Genomic DNA, 16,131 nt, shown 5'->3' on the forward strand with positions numbered 1-16,131 from the left:
TTCATATTTGGACCTGACAAAGCCATAACTTTAGCCCCATTTTTGCTGTGGATGTGAAAAACAGAAGGATCGACTTAACGAGCTTTCCAAACTTGGGGTGCGAAGCGTTTTAGTACGAAGTTCTCCAGCAATCCCACGAGGTTATATAACAGAATCGAGACCAGGGTGATAACAACCACATAGGCCCACACCTCGTCGGTTTTTGCTCGACCAATCGCAGAAATAATGCCGTAGCCAATGCCTTGACCGGTGGCAAGCCATTCCACTAAAAGTGCTCCCGTGATTGCTCCTGGTACTGAAATTTTTACCGCAGCAAAAAAAGAGGGAAGCGAAGACGGGTATGCCACAAACCTCAACACAGCAAACTTATTGGCCCCGTAAACGGTCGCGACATCGAGCATTGCGCTCGAGGCACTTCTAAGCCCAAAAACTATATTTACTAGGGCCGGAAAGAGCACCACGATAGCACCCATAACGGCCACGGTGGCCTGGCCTCTTCCAAAAATTAGTATCAGGATCGGCGCCATCGCAATCAGCGGAACGCTTCGCAGCAGCATGGCAATCGGCATCAACGCCTGCTCTAAAGACCTAAATAGCGTAAACAGTGCTGCTATCAGCGTCGCAAAGAACAATCCAAAGCTAAAACCAATCGACGCATCCAGCATTGTTTGACTTAGCGCACCAAGCACCAGCTGCCGGTTTTCGGACGAATCGGCTTCCAAATAGAGGTAACCGAATACGTCGAGCGGCCCCTTGCCAATATATGGCGTGACATTGAGCGCCCAAAGCGCAAAGACCCAGAGCGCTAGCACAACTATCAGGGACAACAAGGTGTTTACCAGTGCCCTGCTGGCAAGCTTGGCTGATTCTTTCGCGCCATCGCGCTTGACTTTAGAGCGAACCGCAATGAGCGATTTATCGGCGCTATCTTCGAGTTTGAAATTCATCGAAGACTCACCATCGCCCAGGGTGTGAAAGTCTTGCCCAATAATCCGAATAACGCGTAGCCTGCTCCAGCCAGCAGCCCCGAGACCAGGGCGACTCCCCAAACTCTTGCAATCTCTAAAGATTGCTGGGCGTTTACCATGGCTGGGCCGAAACCGACATCTGGGCCCCCGACATATTCCCCGAGAATCGCTCCCAAAAAGGCGGCCGGTGCTGCAATTTTCAGGGACGCAAATATCGATGGCAACGCGCTAATGAGTTGAATTTTTATAAGACGCTGCCAAGAGCCTCCTCCATATGCGCTCACCACGTCAAGCATCTTCTTATCGGTGGCCTTGACTCCGGTTAGGGTCCCAACCATCGTCGTGAAAAACACGCTGAGGGCAGCCAGGACTATTGCGGCCCCGGCCGGTTCACCAGGTCCAGGGGCTCCAACCACGAGTCTGACGATTGGCCCTATCGCCACGATTGGAATGCAGTATGTGATAACTGCGATCTGGGTGCTGAGGTTTTCCAGCCTAGGAACCAACAGAGCAACTGCGGCAAACCCGAGTGCTAAAACGTTTCCCCATAGAAAACCAATCGAGGCTTCGATGATGGTCATTGAGCCGTTTCTAAAGTAAAACTCGAAGCCATCCTCGGCCATCTGTGTCACTACCTGAAGAGGGTTTGGAATTGCTCCACCAGAACCATCTGGCCGAACCCCCACCCCGGCGAATACCGTTTCAGCGGCTAGCCACCAAATGGCAATCGTGAGAGAAATGCCAATCAAACTTGACCTGACGCCGTTTCTATTCATCTTGGGTGGCGAGTCCTTGCGAGCCAAATAATATATCAGAAGCCTGATCGTGCAGCGCGTGGAATTCGGGGGTCCGCATCATCTCGCGAGTTCTTGGCCTGGGTAAATTCACGTCGATGATTTCGGCAATTCTGCCTGGCCTCGGGCTCATGACTGCCACTTGATCACTCAGGAATATTGCCTCGGATATGCCGTGAGTTACCATCAAGGTCGTGGCCGGCTTTTCGGTCCAGATCCTCAAAAGCTCAAGGTTAAGTCGCTGCCTTGTCATGTCATCGAGCGCGCCGAATGGTTCGTCCAACAACAGAACTGAGGGTTGCACCACAAGGGCCCTAGCGATAGACACCCGCTGCTTCATGCCTCCCGACAGCTGGGCTGGCTTGGCGTTTTCAAACCCTTGCAAGCCCACCAGCTTTATCAAATCTTGAATCATCTGGTCATCGGCCTTTACTCGGGCCAGCTCGAACGGCAGTTTGATGTTGGCATATACGCTTCGCCAGGGAAGCAGTGCGGAATCTTGAAACGCGATGCCCAAACGATGGTCGCGTCTGAGTTCGGCAGGGTCCATTCCATCTACGGTTACAGTCCCAGAGGTCGGGGTTTCGAGCCCGGCAAGAATTCTCAAGATGGTGGATTTCCCGCAACCCGATGGTCCCAAAAGGGATAGGAAGCTTCCCTTATCCGAATGCAGGGTTGCGTTATCCAGTGCGGTTATCGACTCATTCCCAAGCTTGAATACCTTGGTCAAACCGGAAATGGTAATGCCGCTACCGAAAAGGGTCTGCTTTTCGGTAGCGGCATCGTTAGTATCCATCGGCTTAGTTAGTTCAACAGCTCTGGGTGCTCTGCGTAGACCTCAGCCAAAAGGCTCATGTCAAATAGCTGAGCTGCCGTGATTGAGTAACCGGCTGATAAAAGAGTAGCTATGTTGCTGGCCTGGAGTTCTTGCGAGATTGTCAGAAGGCCATTCACCTTTGTCTCAGCGGTGACAACCAGTAGCTCGTTCTGGGCCTTGGATTGCTGGGTTTCCTTTGCAATGTCTAGCCCTAAATCTTTCCCATAGATCTCCACGGCCAACCTGGCACCTTCTGCTGGGTCGGCAACCGCTTGTTTCCAACCGCGGACAGTAGCGTATAAAAATGCCTTGAGAGCTTCACGGCGGTTGTCAATTGAGTCTTGAGTAACGACAAAGGCCTCTGCAACAAATGGCAACCCATTATCAGCAAACAGAAGGTTTGTGACTTCGAAGCCTAGGTTCGAAACGGTGATTGACTCGTTTGTCACATAGGCCAAAAAGCCATCTACCTCACCGTTTACCAATGGGGCTGGGTCATACTCAACCGGAACCTTGGTCACCTGGTCTGCGCTGATCCCGTTGGCAGCCAACAGTGCGTCAAACAGGGTTTCATTGCCGCCAGCCTGCACGCCAATGCGCTTGCCAATCAGATCCTGCGGTGTGGCAATGTTGCCGCCTGATTTCAAGGACAAAATGGTGAATGGGTTCTTCTGGTAAGTAGCGCCGATTATTTTCAACGGCGCTCCTTCTTCAAGAATCACCGGGGTCACCGCCACGGCGTCCGAAATGCCGACTAGTGCGTCACCCGAGAGCACAACCGCAGCAGTTGCGGTTGGTCCTGCCACAAAGCTGACCGAGTCAAAACCGGCTTCCGAGTAGTAGCCGAGGCTGTCTGCGAAATACTCGCCAGTGAATTCGGCATTCTTGATCCAGCTGAACTGCACTGAGAGCTCACCGAACCCCTCGGCCTCTGGGGCGGCAGGGGAGCAGCCGGAAAGAGCAAGGGCGACTACTGCAGCGGAGGCGGCGAGAGCCGCTAAGCGCTTTGGTTTGGGAATGGGAAATGACATCTTGAGTAACCTTTCAAGGAAAGAGAAGTAGTTGGAAGAAACCTTCAAAAAACTTATTGCGACCTAAAGTAAACCAGAAAAAACTCAGGCAATCGGCTGTTGTTGAGTAATGCAGTGAATTCCGCCACCCCTGGCGAATAATTCCCTTGAATCAATCAAGATAATTTCTCTGCCTGGATAGGCTTCCCGCAAAAGCGCCTTGGCCTCTTTGTCTCGGGAGTCGTCGAATGAACATAAGAGCACCCCGTGGTTTAGCACGTAGTGGTTGATGTAGCTGTAATCGACATAACCCACATCGTCCTTCAGGGTCTCCGGCGCGGGGATAGCCAGGGTTTCGATACCGGCGCGAATAAACACCTCGCGTACCTCTGCGGAAACTAAGTAATCTGGGTGGTTAGGGTTTTTTTGATCGTGATACATCACTCGACCATCGGGTAAGAAACAAGCCACTATGTCAACATGGCCCCTGGTGCCAAACTCTTCGTAATCACGAGTAAGTCCGCGCTTTAACCAAATCGCCTCGGTGGTGCCTAGCTGAGCGTGAAGCTCCTTTTCGACCTCAGCTTTGGTCAGCAAGGCATTTCGACCAACCCCTAGCTGGACTGTTTCGGTGAGAAGAACCTGGCCCTGATCATTTAGGTGAAAACCACCACCCTCATTAATTAGGGAAGAACTACTGGTTTTAGCACCAGCCAGTTCGGCAACTTGAACTGCTAGCTGAGCATCCAGATCGTAGTTAGCCCAAGGCTGGTCACCCCAACCATTAAATACCCAGTCGATTGCGCCAAGCTCACCCTTTTCATTCAGAGTGAAACTAGGCCCTGAGTCTCTGATCCAGGCGTCATTGATTGGTATGTCAATGACTTCAATTGCAGCCGACAGGTAGCGCTTTGCAATGTTTTGATCTCCCGGATTCACCACCATTTTCACTGGCTCAAATTCACTGGCCGCGTTTGCAACAGCGGCCCAGGTCCTTCTGGCGTTATCGTGCTGTGCTTCAGTTTCTCCAAGGGTGTAATCGGAGCTGGGAAAGGCGATCCAGGTTTGCTTATGTTTTTGCCACTCCGGCGGCATTGAGAAACTCATTTTGATAAACCTGCGATGCCGCCGTTGACTCCACTGCCACCATCGGCCCTTGGGTTTTGAATCTCACTGGTCAGTGAAGAATAAGTCTCCGGCCTTCTGGTTCCGAAAAACGGAAATAGTTCCAGCCAATCTCTTCTTAGATCAAGGTCTAGATTGGCGACCAAAAGCTCATCGCCCTCGCGGCCAGCCTGGGCCAAAATTCTGCCGTAGGGGTCGCAAATGAACGAGCTACCGTAAAAGTTGATTAGACCCTCGTTACCCCAACGATTTGGCACAACCATGAACAGCCCGTTGGCTACGGCGTGACCAACGATGGTCGCCCTCCAAAGCGGTTCGGTATCAAATTCTGGGTGATTGGGTTCGGAGCCAATGGCGGTTGGGTAGCAGAGGACGTCGGCTCCGGCGAGTCCGTAAGCCCTCGCCACTTCGGGAAACCACTCATCCCAACAAGTTGGCAGACCCAGGCGCGGGTTTCCTTCAAGCCCAAGCTGGTAAACCGGGTAAGGATTAAGATTCGGACCTTCTTGAAAATACTTATTTTCAAAATATCCCGCTGTGACAGGGATGTGCAGCTTGGGAGTCTTCCCCGCAAGGTGCCCTCCGGGTCCAACCACGATTGCAATATTGAGCCCGCGACCGTCTTCAAACCCGGTGTCTTCAAATAACGAGGCGTGAATAAAAATACTTAGCTCAGCAGCGAGCTTGGATATAAATTGGTAGGTTTCGCCACCAAGAAGCGGTTCGGCGGTTTCGCTTGGGTTACCGGCCGGCTTCATATCGGCTGGATATCTGCTCAGGGTTAGTTCTGGCAGGAAGACAACTTGAGCCCCAGCCTCTTTAGCTCTTCTGATCCCGAGCTCCAAGTTTGCTCGATGCTCTTGCGGATCTGGGCGCCAGGAGACTTGAAGCGCTGCAACCCTAAGTTCTGCGCGTTCGGGTTCTTTGGTTCTGGATAGCAGTGGCTGAGGTTTGGCGATCGTAACTTTCATCTATACCTCATCGTTTCTAGAATCTGCACCAGGTCTTCGTGTTTGGTGCTGGGGTTAACTATTGCAAAGCGGGTATTGACCTTCCCCTGGTGGCTTGAGGGAACCACGAAAGCGAACTGGCTTTCGAGCAACTCTTGTGACCAGTGGTCATAATCCTTTTGAACCCAGCCAAGTCTTTCAAACACCACTACCGATAATTGCGGCTCACGAACTAATTTGAGATAGTCACGGGACTTGATTTCATCAGCAATTTTTCTTGTCAACAACACATTTTCGCTAATTGCTTCGCGATAGGCGGCGATGCCGTGGGTGGCAAGTGAGAACCAAAGCGGCAGCCCGCGCACTCTCCTGGTGAGATTAAAGGCGTGATCGGAGGGGTTGAAATCTCCCGAATGATTCAGAGTCTCCAAATACTCCCCGTGTTGGGTGTGGGTCGCCCTTGCTAGTTCTGGTTTGGCGTAGACCAAAGCGCAGGCGTCAAAAGGAGCGTAGAGCCACTTATGAGGATCCACAATAAAAGAATCAGCCTTCTCGATTCCGGCGTAAAGGTCCTTGAGCTCCGGAGCCAAGATTCCGGCAAGTCCGTAGGCCCCATCAACGTGGTACCAAAGCTCATGCTCCTGGGCCACTTGGGCTATCCCGGCTAGGTCATCCAGGATTCCGAAATTGGTTGTGCCGGCGGTTCCAATGATTGCAAACGGGGTAAGTCCTTGCGCCTCAGCGCTCGCAAGTGCGGCCAGTGCCGCCGCCTTGCCCATTGAGCCCGTGGCTGATGCATCGCCTTGAACAACTGCGACATCCATAACCTTGGCTACTGCCTTGACTGAAGAGTGAGCTTCTGATGAGCAGATAATTGCCCAGTTTTTTCTACCGTGTTTTTCTATTGCCTGGTCTCTAGCAACTACCAAAGCCGAAAGGTTACCCAGGGTTCCACCCTGCACAAAAACACCGCCCGCTGTCGCGGGCAAACCGCACTCCTTTGCCAAAAATGCCAAGACCTGGTTTTCGGCATAGACCGCGCCGGCACCCTCTTTCCAGCTACCGCCATAAATTGAACTTGCAGAAACCACCAGGTCAAAGAGCGTGGCCGCCTTGGTGGGGGCGGCTGGGATAAAAGAAAGGTAGTTGGGATGATCAGTTGAGATAGTTGCCGGGGCCAGTACTTCCGCAAATACCCCCAGCGCTTTTTCGCCGCCAAGCCCCTCTTCGGTGATTGTTTGACCGGCCAGCGCTAGTAACTCGGCGTTAGTTCTAGGACCATCCAGCGGGGTTGGGTCATAGTCCAGCCGGGTCGACGCGTAATCAAAAATTGCCTGCCGAATGCCACTTGTGGCATTCGGTCGGTGCATTGCATCACTCACTAGAGTCTCCTTCGACCAAGTGAATTCTAGCCAAGCGGTCCCTTGTGATAGTGATCAAAGATGATGTTGGTTCGAGTGTTTGCCACGGATTGATTACTGCTTAGTTGCTCTAAAACAAATTCGCGAACCTCATCCGAATCCCTCACGGCAACATGGACTATAAAATCTTCGGTGCCGCCAAGAAAGAAAACTTGGGTCACCTGAGGATGATCGCGCATCTGATTCATGAATGAGCTCAGATTCGCTCTTGCTCCGGCGCGCAGTGTGACCGATATTAATGCTTCAAGCTCAAGACCCAAGGCCGCGGGTGAGATCTCAGCCTGAAATCCCAGAATCACACCAGACTGCACCAGGGCTCGAACACGACCGAGACAAGTCGAGGCGGCAATGCCTACGGCCTGGGCTAGATCGGCATTGCTGAGCCGGCCATTGCCACTTAGCTGAGCCAATATGGCCAGGTCAATTTCGTCGAGCTCCGGGTAGTTCTGAATTTTCTTCGATTCCATGGCTCTTATTCTGTCAATTTAGAAATAATACAATAAAAAAACACAGTTCAGACAAATATTATGCAGGTTATGTGTCTATTGTCGAAGATTACGACAAAATACTGGGAGGTTATCAAGGGAGATATCAATGATTGTTGGCGTGCCAAAAGAAATTAAAAATAACGAGAACCGAGTGGCAATGACGCCGGCCGGGGTTCACGAACTTGTGGTGCGCGGCCACAGGGTTCTGGTCGAGGAATTCGCAGGTGAGAACTCTGGCTTCTCTGACGCAAGTTATCTTTTGGCAGGGGCCGAGATTGCGCCTGATGCCAATTCGGTTTGGGCCGATTCCGACATGATCGTAAAGGTCAAAGAACCGATTGCCAAAGAATACCCACTCATGCGTGAGGGACAGATTCTTTTTACTTACCTTCACCTCGCGGCATCTAGGGAATGCACCGAGGCTATTCTTCGATCAAGAACTACCGCCATCGCTTACGAGACCGTGCAATTACCGAATAATTCACTGCCACTTCTGCAGCCCATGAGCGAGGTGGCTGGAAGGTTATCTGCTCAAATTGGTGCCTACCATCTGATGAAAACTAACGGCGGCGCAGGGGTACTAATGGGGGGAGTAGCCGGAACCCCAAGGGCAAAGGTCGTTGTCATCGGTGGAGGCGTTGCCGGAACCGAGGCGGCACTGGTTGCCAACGGCATGGGCGCCGATGTGACGGTAATTGATTTATCGCTGCCGAGGCTAAGGGAGATTGACGCTCGATTTAACTCCGAGATTCAAACCCGCGTTTCCACCAAATACGAGATAGCCGAGCAGCTAAGGGATGCCGACTTGGTTATCGGATCAGTTTTGATTCCCGGAGAACGCGCCCCAAAGCTGGTTACCGATGAGATGGTCAAGACCATGAAAAAGGGTGCGGTTTTAGTCGATATCGCAATTGATCAGGGTGGCTGTTTTGAAAACTCCCGCCCAACAACTCACGATGACCCAACTTTTGCGGTTCACGATGCCATTTACTACTGCGTAGCGAACATGCCGGGAGCTGTGCCTGCCACTGCCACCAGGGCTCTTACCAATGCGACCCTGCCCTATGTGATTGCTCTTGCTCAAAAAGGTTGGGTCAGGGCTATGGAGGATGATAAAGCTCTTGCTCTGGGTCTAAATGCTCATGAGGGCAAGATTACCTACCAGGCGGTAGCCGATGTGTTTACAGATTTAGCTAAGGAGATTTAGCGTTTCTTGCGCCTAATCAGGGTGATGATTATTGCCATTAGCGTCACTCCGAGAAGTACCCACAGGGCAACCGCGCGGTCTTGAGCGATGGATTCGCAAGAAGTCCAGCCTGGCTGCTGCGCGGCTGGACTGCAGGTTTCGGGGTCGAAAAAACCAATCCACCACGCCAAAATGCCAATGCCGGCGATAGTTGCCAGCATGGCAAGTGAGTTGTTGCGCAATTAGCCCTCTTGACCGGTTTCTTGACCCTTTTCGAGCTCCGCGCGGACATCGTCCATGTTTAGCGCCTGGACTTTACCGATTATTTCGGTTAGCGCTGGTTCTGGAAGAGCACCGGCTTGATTGAATAACAAAATGCCATCTCTGAATATCATCAGGGTTGGTATCGAAGAGATTCCGGCCATGCCACTGAGTTCTTGGTTTGCCTCGGTGTCAACCTTGGTGAAGCGAATCTCAGGGTGATTGTCAGAAACCTTTTCAAAGATTGGACCGAACATTTTGCAGGGCCCACACCACTCAGCCCAGAAATCAACCAGCGTTATGCCGGGCTCTTTGATGGTGGTTTCGAATGTCTCTAAGGTTAGGTCTACTGTTGCCATGAAGCTAATCAACTACTTTCGCGTAAGTTTGCTTCCTCGCGGTTTGGGCGAGGAGGATTCCTGCAACTACCACCATACCCCCGAGGGCCTGAGTCAGACTGATCACCTCGTTTAGCCACAAAAGTGCAAATAAGAATGCGAGCACCGTCTCGCTCGTCGCGATAACTCCAACGATGGTGGCACTCAGATGCCGAAGCGCTAAGAAGCTAAACATCATCGGCATAAATCCGCCCATAATACCGAGCCACAAGAGTGCAAGCCACAATGGCCAATCAAAGCCTGAAAGATTTCCCATCAGGTTTTGTGGCTCTTGGAGTCTTGCGAAATCAAAATCGCCGAGCCCGGCAAATGGCAGAAATAGCATTGTGGAAATCCCCATTGCATAAACCATGGTGACATTTGTTGGCAGAGTGCGCTGCACCCTTTCGCCGGTTATGAAGTAGGTGGTCAGAGAAATGGCTGCGCCGAATGCGAATAGCACGCCAATTGGATCGAGCGTGGACGCCCAGACTTCGCCAACCACCGCTAGGCCACCGAGCACTAAAACGGCACCAAACCAGATTTGCCGCTTCACTTTTTCCTTGAAAAACACCAGAGCTATCAGGGGTACCCAGAGCACCGCGGTGTACTCGATCAGCAACGCAATGCCAATTGGCAACCTCACGACTGCAATTGAGTAAGTCCATTGCAGCATTCCGGAGCCCACGACACCCATCAAAATTATTACTGGCAATAGCTTTAGCGGAAAACGGAAGTTGTTCCGATTAGCGGTTATGGCCCAAATTAGAGCAATCAAGAATGCGCAGAATGATCGCACTATGACAACCTGTTCGGTGCTGAGCCCGGATTGAATAATCACTTTGGTAGCTGATGCATTCATGCCGAACAGGATCGCGGCGATTAGAGCAAAGGCCACACCTAGCGTGGGGTGTTTTTGAGTCAATTAGGCTTAACCTGTAACTTTCTGGATTTGGTGTGGATCCCGAAGGGTCAGGAAGAAATCACGCCAAGAAGGAGTTTAGATTCGATATGGAAAAATTTGTACTGGGTGGCGGTTGTTTTTGGTGTTTAGATTCCGCGTTTGTGGAATTCAAGGGGGTTACTGATGTGACCTGCGCCTATACCGGCGGTGAGCTAGTGAACCCGAGTTACGAGCGAGTTTGTGATGGTAACACTGGTCACGCTGAAGTGGTGTCCATCGAATTTGATGAGAACATCATCACCGCCGAGCAAATCCTGGAGATCTTTTTTACACTTCACGACCCAACCCAGCTAAATCGCCAGGGCGCAGACGTGGGAACTCAATACCGCTCCAGCATGTTTTATACCTCCGATGCCCAGCGTGAGGTCTTTGAACAAGCCCTAGAAAAAACTAAGGAAATTTGGGGCGAGGATGTCGTCACTGAAATCTCTGCGCTTCCCGAGTTCTATCGGGCCGAGGAATACCACCAAGATTATTTTGCCAAGAATCCGAATCAGGGTTATTGCGTTGCCGTGGTAGCTCCAAAAGTAGCCAAAGTTCGCGCTAAGTTCGCGCACCTAATTTCCTAATCGGATTTGTTCACATCAGGCTGCTTTTAGAAGTTATCCACAGATTGCACTAACCCCCTTTCGCGAGCCCCGAGAAACCTGCAAACTTGCCCCACTTCACAAATGAAAGGGGCTCAAATGACAGAGCAAATAGCAGTTTCAGGATTAGTTGCAACCACACCGAGGGAAGTCGTCACCTCAGACGGCTTGGCCATAACCTCCTTCCGCCTGGCATCATCCAAGCGGCGTTTTGACCGATCAACCGGTAACTGGATCGATGCTGAGACCAACTGGTTTTCGGTAGTCGCGTTCCGTCAACTCGCTAAAAACATGGCCAGTTCAATATCCAAGGGTGATCGAGTTGTTCTTTTTGGAAAGCTAAAAGTCCGGGATTGGGATAACGGAGAGCGCTCCGGGACGGCCGTGGAGATCGAGGCGAGCTCCATCGGCCATGATTTGATGTTTGGCGTGAGTTCATTTGTTCGAGTAAAGCCGAACTCTGAAGACGCGGCAGAGGTCGAAGAGGCACAAGAAGATTCGGATACTGAGCTGCAGCCAGCTTAGTTTTTCGATGCGGCCGGGCCAAGTCCCCCAACTGCCCACCCGGCCCCAGAAAAATCCCTCTTCGCCATTTATAAGTGTTGCCCCAATCCCGGTGCAATGCGATGTGGATAAACTATCCAAAAAGGCGAAGAGGGATTTTTCGCGTCTATTTCAGGAATCGGGAAAAATTGGCTGAGTTTATTTACCAAATGATTAAGGCGCGCAAAGCGCACGGAGACAAGGTCATCCTTGACGATGTGACTTTGGCGTTTTATCCGGGGGCCAAAATTGGGGTTGTGGGGCCAAACGGTTCCGGTAAGTCCACCGTTCTAAAAATTATGGCCGGTATGGACATTCCCTCCAACGGGGAGGCTCGACTAGGCGCAGAGTTCTCGGTCGGCATTTTGCTCCAAGAACCGCCTCTAAACGAGGAAAAGACCGTTTTAGGGAACGTGCAAGAGGCCGTTACTGAAATTATGGGTCAGCTCGAAAGATTCAATGAAATTTCCGCAGAGCTCGCTAATCCTGATGCCGATTATGACAAGCTGCTTGGCGAAATGGGCACCTTGCAAGAGCAAATCGATGCAGCCGATGGTTGGGATCTCGAAAATCAGCTCGAGCAGGCGATGGATGCACTTCGTTGTCCCCCCAGTGACACACCTGTAACAAACCTCTCTGGTGGCGAGCGCAGAAGGGTTGCTTTGTGCAAGCTGTTACTTCAAAAGCCCGATCTTTTGCTGCTGGATGAGCCAACCAACCACTTAGACGCCGAGAGTGTGTTGTGGTTAGAGCAGCACCTGGCCAAGTACACCGGTGCGGTGCTTGCGGTCACTCACGACCGTTATTTTTTGGATAACGTTGCCGAGTGGATTCTGGAGTTGGACCGAGGTCGCGCCTACCCTTACGAGGGAAACTACTCAACTTACCTAGAGAAAAAAGCGGAACGGCTAAACGTCTCGGGTAAAAAAGACGCGAAGCTCTCTAAGCGCCTGCAGGATGAACTCGAGTGGGTCCGCTCGACCCCAAAGGCCAAGCAGACCAAGTCAAAGGCTCGGCTGGCTCGCTATGAGGAGATGGCAGCCGAGGCTGATAAGACTAGAAAGCTAGATTTTGAAGAAATTCAGATTCCGCCCGGCCCGAGACTGGGAAGCATCGTTCTAGAGGCAAATAAGCTGGCGAAGGGTTACGAGGGCCGAATGCTCTTCAGCGACTTGAGTTTTAGCCTCCCGAGAAATGGAATTGTGGGAATCATCGGCCCGAACGGTGTTGGTAAGTCGACGCTATTTAAGTGCATCACCGGTCAAGAAGACCTTGACTCCGGGGTGCTCAAAATCGGCGAAACCGTTTCGATTTCCTATGTTGATCAGTCCCGCGCCGGCATTGATCCGAATAAATCTTTATGGGAGGTCGTCTCTGACGGTCTTGACTACATGCAGGTGGGTCAGGTTGAGATGCCCTCGCGTGCCTATGTTGCGGCATTTGGTTTCAAGGGCGCTGACCAGCAGAAAAAGGCCGGCGTGCTATCCGGTGGTGAGCGAAATCGCCTGAACCTGGCTTTGACGCTCAAGCAAGGTGGAAACCTTTTGCTTTTGGACGAGCCAACAAACGACCTCGACGTAGAGACTTTGGCATCGCTCGAGAACGCCTTGATGGAATTCCCCGGCTGCGCTGTTGTGATCACACACGATCGTTGGTTTTTGGACAGGGTGGCGACACACATATTGGCCTACGAGGGCACGAATGAAAAGCCCGATCAGTGGCACTGGTTCGAAGGAAACTTTGACGCTTACGAAGAGAACAAGATCGCTCGCTTGGGCGCAGAGGCTGCGAAGCCGCATCGCTCCACGTATCGCAGGTTGACTAGGGGTTAAGTGCTGCTAGTTGGGACGCGAAGCATTCCTTCTTGAGCAACACTTGCCACAAGTTCTCCCGATTGGCTAAAGATCTTGCCAAATGAGAGCCCCCTACCGCCTTGGGCCGAGGGGGAGTCTTGAACATACAAAAGCCATTGGTCAACCTTTGCTGGTCTATGGAACCACATTGCATGATCAAGGCTGGCCGAGCTGAGTCCGGGTACCGCCCAGCTGAGCTGGTGCTTTCGTAATATTGGCTCAAGAATTGAGTAGTCGCTGGCATAGGCAAGAGCTGCGCTTTGCACCAGAGTGCTATCGGGAAGCGCGGAAAAGGCCTTGAACCAGAGCATTTGCTTGGCCACCTGCACCTTGGCAGGCCTCAGGTAAATGGCGGGTTCGATGTGGCGAACATCGAAAGGCCTAGCGGTCGACCAGTACTTTGCTGCAGGATGCTCGATAGAGCCCAGAAGATCCTGGGCCGAGGGCAGTGATTCTGGCTCTGGGAGCCCCTCGGGCATCTGGTCTTGGTGCTCGAGACCAGAATCTAGGTCTTGGAAGCTTGCAATCATGGAGAAAATCGGCTTGTCATCCTGAATCGCATGGACTCGTCTAGCGCTAAAACTTCGGCCATCGCGCAGGATTTCCACAGAGAAATTTATCTTTTTTGAGACATCTCCCGGTCTGAGAAAATAGGAGTGCAGGCTGTGAACAAGGCGGTGCTCTGGAACCGTTAGTGTTGCCGCCGTGAGGGATTGTGCTAAAACTTGGCCGCCAAAGACTCGGCCGTGAGGCATCCACTGAGTTCGGCCCACAAACTCGGTTTCGGACACCCTTTCTAGGTTCAGAACATCCACTAAATCAGCAACTGGATCGGATGGGATTTCAGGATTCTGCATTTGGCCTCGATTCGTTAGCTAGTTTAGAGAGCGAAATGAAAAATTCACTTTTTTTCCAGGATGAGAAAGACTTGGCCGACCTCGAGTCTTACCTAGTCAAGGCCAAAAGACTAGACCAAGAGGGCTTGGTCAAATTGCGCTGTTTCGGAGACGTCTTGGCCGTTTATGTGTCGCCAATCTTTTCAGGCAACTTACTGGGTGATGGCCCAACGGTAATCGGGCTCAGAACCCTAAAATTAGCCAAACCTGTTGAGCTGGATGCCGCCTTTGCAATTTCTGCAATCTTGGATCGACTGGCGGTGGATTCTTTGAAAATGACTCTAGAGCTAGCGCTTCCGCCAAATGCCCAACGCGCTGCTTGGACTGGCATCACCCCGCCTCGAGAGGGTTGGGAGCTGACCGGCGAGATTCCGCAGTCGCAAATAACCCAGTGGGCTAAAGACGGTATTGCAGAGGTTGCTGCGACACTTCCGGAGAGTATTGGAAGCGCGATAGCCGGCAAAGTTAGACTGCAAATTTGGGGAAAATCGGTGGGCATTGCATTCGACTTCCCCTCCGCTAGTGCCTTTGCTCTAGCAGGACTTGGGTTTATGAAAAAAGGTGAACAGATTTTCGTTTATCGAACCAGAGGCTGGGTGCGATTATCCACTCAGCATGGTCACGTGCTCTCGAAGGAGAGCTTCAGGATTACTTAGTCCTCGAAGGTATTCAGGAGCGAGTGGGCTGCGCGTTCGAGATACTCCCAAAGCTCAGCTTCATCCAGTTGCGAGAGACCCAGGGTCCCAACCGCGTGTTTCATGTGGTGTAGCCAGGCGTCTCTTGCCTTGGGGCTCACCTTGAAGGCGTTATGCCTCATGCGCAGTCGGGGATGCCCGCGTTCTTGTTGATAAGTATCAGGCCCACCCCAATACTGCTCGAGAAACATCTTGAGCCTGCGCTCGGCGGGACCCAAATAATCTTCTGGGTACATTGGTTTTAAAAGTGGGTCGCTGGCAACACCTACATAAAATTCTTTAGTTAATTTCTCAAAGACTTCGGCCCCGCCGACTCTTTCAAAAAACGTGCTCACTATTTGGCTAGGTTGATTTTTGAGGCTTGCAAGAGCGTGATGCCATTCGCATCGAATGCATTCTTGAGCCTAAGTCTCAGCTCACGACTAACGGCCCACTGCCGATTTGGCAGGGTCTTTAAGGCCACTCGAATTACAAATTGCTCTCCCGAGAAATGCATCATGCCTTGAATCTCAACTTCTTCAGTGATGTCCTTGCCGAACTTGTCGGAGGCCTCGAGCTCTTTGGCAACTTGAATGATGATGCTCTGCACTTGGTCTACATCGTTGTCGTAGGCAAAGGGCAAATCCAGTAGTGCCTTGGCCCATTCCTGCGAGGAGTTACCTACCCTGAGTATCTCGCCATTTCTTAGAAACCAGAGGGCCCCATGAATGTCTCGGAGCTCAGTTATGCGCAACCCAACTCGTTCCACCTCGCCCGAAGTGCCATCTAGATCAACCCAGTCACCGACTCCGTATTGGTCCTCAAAGACTATGAAGATCCCCGCGAGAATATCTTTAACAAGCGATTGAGATCCAAAACCAATAGCGGCACCCAGGATGGTCGAAACCGCAATCAGTGCCCCAACGTTCACGCCAAATTCAGAAAGAATCATCACAATTGCAGTGATCGCAATCACCCAGGTCGCAACATTATCCAGAACCGATGCAATTGTTTTGGTTCTTTGGGTAAGTCTCTGGTCACTAACTATTTTTTCAATTCTTTGACTCCGGCGCGGAATCTTGACCCCAGAAACAATGCTTTTCACGATTCTTTTGGCGGCCAGCTTTAGGGCCAGCCGCACGGCAATAGCCACCAAAAGGATGATTCCAATGTGGATCAGAAGTGACCATTGATCCATGATTGCCTGCCAGTCCATA

At 51.7% G+C, this 16,131-nt stretch carries 19 protein-coding genes; 5 read left to right on the forward strand and 14 right to left on the reverse strand.

The genetic code is table 11. The features are described from left to right. Positions 1-74: 74 nt before the first annotated feature. From BLP47_RS04890 to BLP47_RS04925, 8 genes are all read right to left on the reverse strand, one after another. Positions 75-947, reverse strand: a complete 873-nt coding sequence (locus BLP47_RS04890) for an ABC transporter permease (RefSeq protein WP_091850957.1) — start codon at positions 945-947, stop codon at positions 75-77. Then, positions 944-1,744, reverse strand: a complete 801-nt coding sequence (locus BLP47_RS04895) for an ABC transporter permease (RefSeq protein ID WP_091850960.1) — start codon at positions 1,742-1,744, stop codon at positions 944-946. Before BLP47_RS04895 ends, BLP47_RS04890 begins: the two co-directional genes overlap by 4 nt. Continuing rightward, positions 1,737-2,558, reverse strand: coding sequence for an ABC transporter ATP-binding protein (locus BLP47_RS04900; protein WP_091850964.1), 822 nt, complete (start codon positions 2,556-2,558; stop codon positions 1,737-1,739). The genes BLP47_RS04895 and BLP47_RS04900 overlap by 8 nt, the downstream gene beginning before the upstream one ends. Positions 2,559-2,566: 8 nt before the next feature. Beyond that, on the reverse strand, positions 2,567-3,610 hold the full coding sequence (locus BLP47_RS04905) for an ABC transporter substrate-binding protein (RefSeq protein WP_091852947.1): 1,044 nt from the start codon (positions 3,608-3,610) through the stop codon (positions 2,567-2,569). An 84-nt stretch (positions 3,611-3,694) separates the two neighbouring features. Further along, on the reverse strand, positions 3,695-4,696 hold the full coding sequence (locus BLP47_RS04910; RefSeq protein WP_091850967.1) for an agmatine/peptidylarginine deiminase: 1,002 nt from the start codon (positions 4,694-4,696) through the stop codon (positions 3,695-3,697). Then, positions 4,693-5,685 (reverse strand): nitrilase-related carbon-nitrogen hydrolase, encoded by a 993-nt coding sequence (locus BLP47_RS04915; RefSeq protein ID WP_091850971.1) that lies wholly within the window; start codon positions 5,683-5,685, stop codon positions 4,693-4,695. Before BLP47_RS04915 ends, BLP47_RS04910 begins: the two co-directional genes overlap by 4 nt. After that, complete coding sequence (locus tag BLP47_RS04920) at positions 5,682-7,046, reverse strand: pyridoxal-dependent decarboxylase (protein WP_249883274.1); 1,365 nt, start codon at positions 7,044-7,046, stop codon at positions 5,682-5,684. Before BLP47_RS04920 ends, BLP47_RS04915 begins: the two co-directional genes overlap by 4 nt. A 26-nt stretch (positions 7,047-7,072) precedes the next feature. Then, positions 7,073-7,552: an Lrp/AsnC family transcriptional regulator gene (locus BLP47_RS04925; RefSeq protein ID WP_091850977.1), complete on the reverse strand. Its 480-nt coding sequence runs from the start codon at positions 7,550-7,552 to the stop codon at positions 7,073-7,075. Positions 7,553-7,679: 127 nt separating this feature from the next. Here BLP47_RS04925 and ald point away from each other — a divergent pair, with 127 nt between their 5' ends. Continuing rightward, entirely contained in the window at positions 7,680-8,780 is a 1,101-nt protein-coding gene (gene ald, locus BLP47_RS04930; protein WP_091850980.1) for an alanine dehydrogenase, read from the forward strand. Here the strand turns inward: ald and BLP47_RS04935 are convergent. Genes BLP47_RS04935 through BLP47_RS04945 form a run of 3 tightly spaced genes read right to left on the reverse strand, consistent with a single transcriptional unit; the run spans position 8,777 to position 10,322 of the window. Further along, complete coding sequence (locus BLP47_RS04935; protein ID WP_091850983.1) at positions 8,777-9,001, reverse strand: hypothetical protein; 225 nt, start codon at positions 8,999-9,001, stop codon at positions 8,777-8,779. The two genes, ald and BLP47_RS04935, sit on opposite strands and share 4 nt — an antisense overlap. Then, on the reverse strand, positions 9,002-9,379 hold the full coding sequence (gene trxA, locus BLP47_RS04940; RefSeq protein ID WP_091850986.1) for a thioredoxin: 378 nt from the start codon (positions 9,377-9,379) through the stop codon (positions 9,002-9,004). 4 nt (positions 9,380-9,383) lie between these two features. Beyond that, positions 9,384-10,322, reverse strand: a complete 939-nt coding sequence (locus BLP47_RS04945) for a DMT family transporter (RefSeq protein ID WP_091850989.1) — start codon at positions 10,320-10,322, stop codon at positions 9,384-9,386. A gap of 86 nt (positions 10,323-10,408) precedes the next feature. Here BLP47_RS04945 and msrA point away from each other — a divergent pair, with 86 nt between their 5' ends. The 3 genes from msrA to ettA all read left to right on the forward strand — a co-directional run bounded on the left by msrA (position 10,409) and on the right by ettA (position 13,323). Next, positions 10,409-10,930, forward strand: a complete 522-nt coding sequence (gene msrA / locus BLP47_RS04950) for a peptide-methionine (S)-S-oxide reductase MsrA (RefSeq protein WP_091850992.1) — start codon at positions 10,409-10,411, stop codon at positions 10,928-10,930. A 117-nt stretch (positions 10,931-11,047) separates the two neighbouring features. After that, a complete protein-coding gene (locus BLP47_RS04955; protein WP_091852950.1) occupies positions 11,048-11,473 on the forward strand; it encodes a single-stranded DNA-binding protein in 426 nt (141 codons plus the stop codon). Between the two features lie 167 nt (positions 11,474-11,640). Beyond that, positions 11,641-13,323: an energy-dependent translational throttle protein EttA gene (gene ettA, locus BLP47_RS04960; RefSeq protein WP_091852953.1), complete on the forward strand. Its 1,683-nt coding sequence runs from the start codon at positions 11,641-11,643 to the stop codon at positions 13,321-13,323. Here the strand turns inward: ettA and BLP47_RS04965 are convergent. Then, positions 13,320-14,201: an acyl-CoA thioesterase II gene (locus tag BLP47_RS04965; protein WP_091850995.1), complete on the reverse strand. Its 882-nt coding sequence runs from the start codon at positions 14,199-14,201 to the stop codon at positions 13,320-13,322. The genes ettA and BLP47_RS04965 overlap by 4 nt on opposite strands. A gap of 35 nt (positions 14,202-14,236) precedes the next feature. On the opposite strand from BLP47_RS04965, the gene BLP47_RS04970 reads away from it, so the two are divergent. Further along, on the forward strand, positions 14,237-14,896 hold the full coding sequence (locus BLP47_RS04970; RefSeq protein WP_157671509.1) for a hypothetical protein: 660 nt from the start codon (positions 14,237-14,239) through the stop codon (positions 14,894-14,896). Here BLP47_RS04970 and BLP47_RS04975 read toward each other — a convergent pair. Continuing rightward, a complete protein-coding gene (locus tag BLP47_RS04975) occupies positions 14,893-15,270 on the reverse strand; it encodes a globin (RefSeq protein ID WP_091851000.1) in 378 nt (125 codons plus the stop codon). The two genes, BLP47_RS04970 and BLP47_RS04975, sit on opposite strands and share 4 nt — an antisense overlap. Then, positions 15,270-16,130 (reverse strand): mechanosensitive ion channel family protein, encoded by an 861-nt coding sequence (locus tag BLP47_RS04980; RefSeq protein ID WP_091851003.1) that lies wholly within the window; start codon positions 16,128-16,130, stop codon positions 15,270-15,272. The genes BLP47_RS04975 and BLP47_RS04980 overlap by 1 nt, the downstream gene beginning before the upstream one ends. Position 16,131 lies beyond the last annotated feature (1 nt).

It is taken from the genome of Candidatus Aquiluna sp. UB-MaderosW2red, from assembly GCF_900100865.1.
Classification (GTDB): Bacteria; Actinomycetota; Actinomycetes; order Actinomycetales; family Microbacteriaceae; genus Aquiluna.

Coding starts and splice junctions, on each gene's coding strand:
- BLP47_RS04890 (WP_091850957.1), bottom strand. CDS start 947: ATGAATTTCAAACTCGAAGATAGCGCCGATAAATCGCTCATTGCGGTT.
- BLP47_RS04895 (WP_091850960.1), bottom strand. CDS start 1,744: ATGAATAGAAACGGCGTCAGGTCAAGTTTGATTGGCATTTCTCTCACG.
- BLP47_RS04900 (WP_091850964.1), bottom strand. CDS start 2,558: ATGGATACTAACGATGCCGCTACCGAAAAGCAGACCCTTTTCGGTAGC.
- BLP47_RS04905 (WP_091852947.1), bottom strand. CDS start 3,610: ATGTCATTTCCCATTCCCAAACCAAAGCGCTTAGCGGCTCTCGCCGCC.
- BLP47_RS04910 (WP_091850967.1), bottom strand. CDS start 4,696: ATGAGTTTCTCAATGCCGCCGGAGTGGCAAAAACATAAGCAAACCTGG.
- BLP47_RS04915 (WP_091850971.1), bottom strand. CDS start 5,685: ATGAAAGTTACGATCGCCAAACCTCAGCCACTGCTATCCAGAACCAAA.
- BLP47_RS04925 (WP_091850977.1), bottom strand. CDS start 7,552: ATGGAATCGAAGAAAATTCAGAACTACCCGGAGCTCGACGAAATTGAC.
- ald (WP_091850980.1), top strand. CDS start 7,680: ATGATTGTTGGCGTGCCAAAAGAAATTAAAAATAACGAGAACCGAGTG.
- trxA (WP_091850986.1), bottom strand. CDS start 9,379: ATGGCAACAGTAGACCTAACCTTAGAGACATTCGAAACCACCATCAAA.
- msrA (WP_091850992.1), top strand. CDS start 10,409: ATGGAAAAATTTGTACTGGGTGGCGGTTGTTTTTGGTGTTTAGATTCC.
- BLP47_RS04955 (WP_091852950.1), top strand. CDS start 11,048: ATGACAGAGCAAATAGCAGTTTCAGGATTAGTTGCAACCACACCGAGG.
- BLP47_RS04965 (WP_091850995.1), bottom strand. CDS start 14,201: ATGCAGAATCCTGAAATCCCATCCGATCCAGTTGCTGATTTAGTGGAT.
- BLP47_RS04970 (WP_157671509.1), top strand. CDS start 14,237: ATGAAAAATTCACTTTTTTTCCAGGATGAGAAAGACTTGGCCGACCTC.
- BLP47_RS04980 (WP_091851003.1), bottom strand. CDS start 16,130: ATGGACTGGCAGGCAATCATGGATCAATGGTCACTTCTGATCCACATT.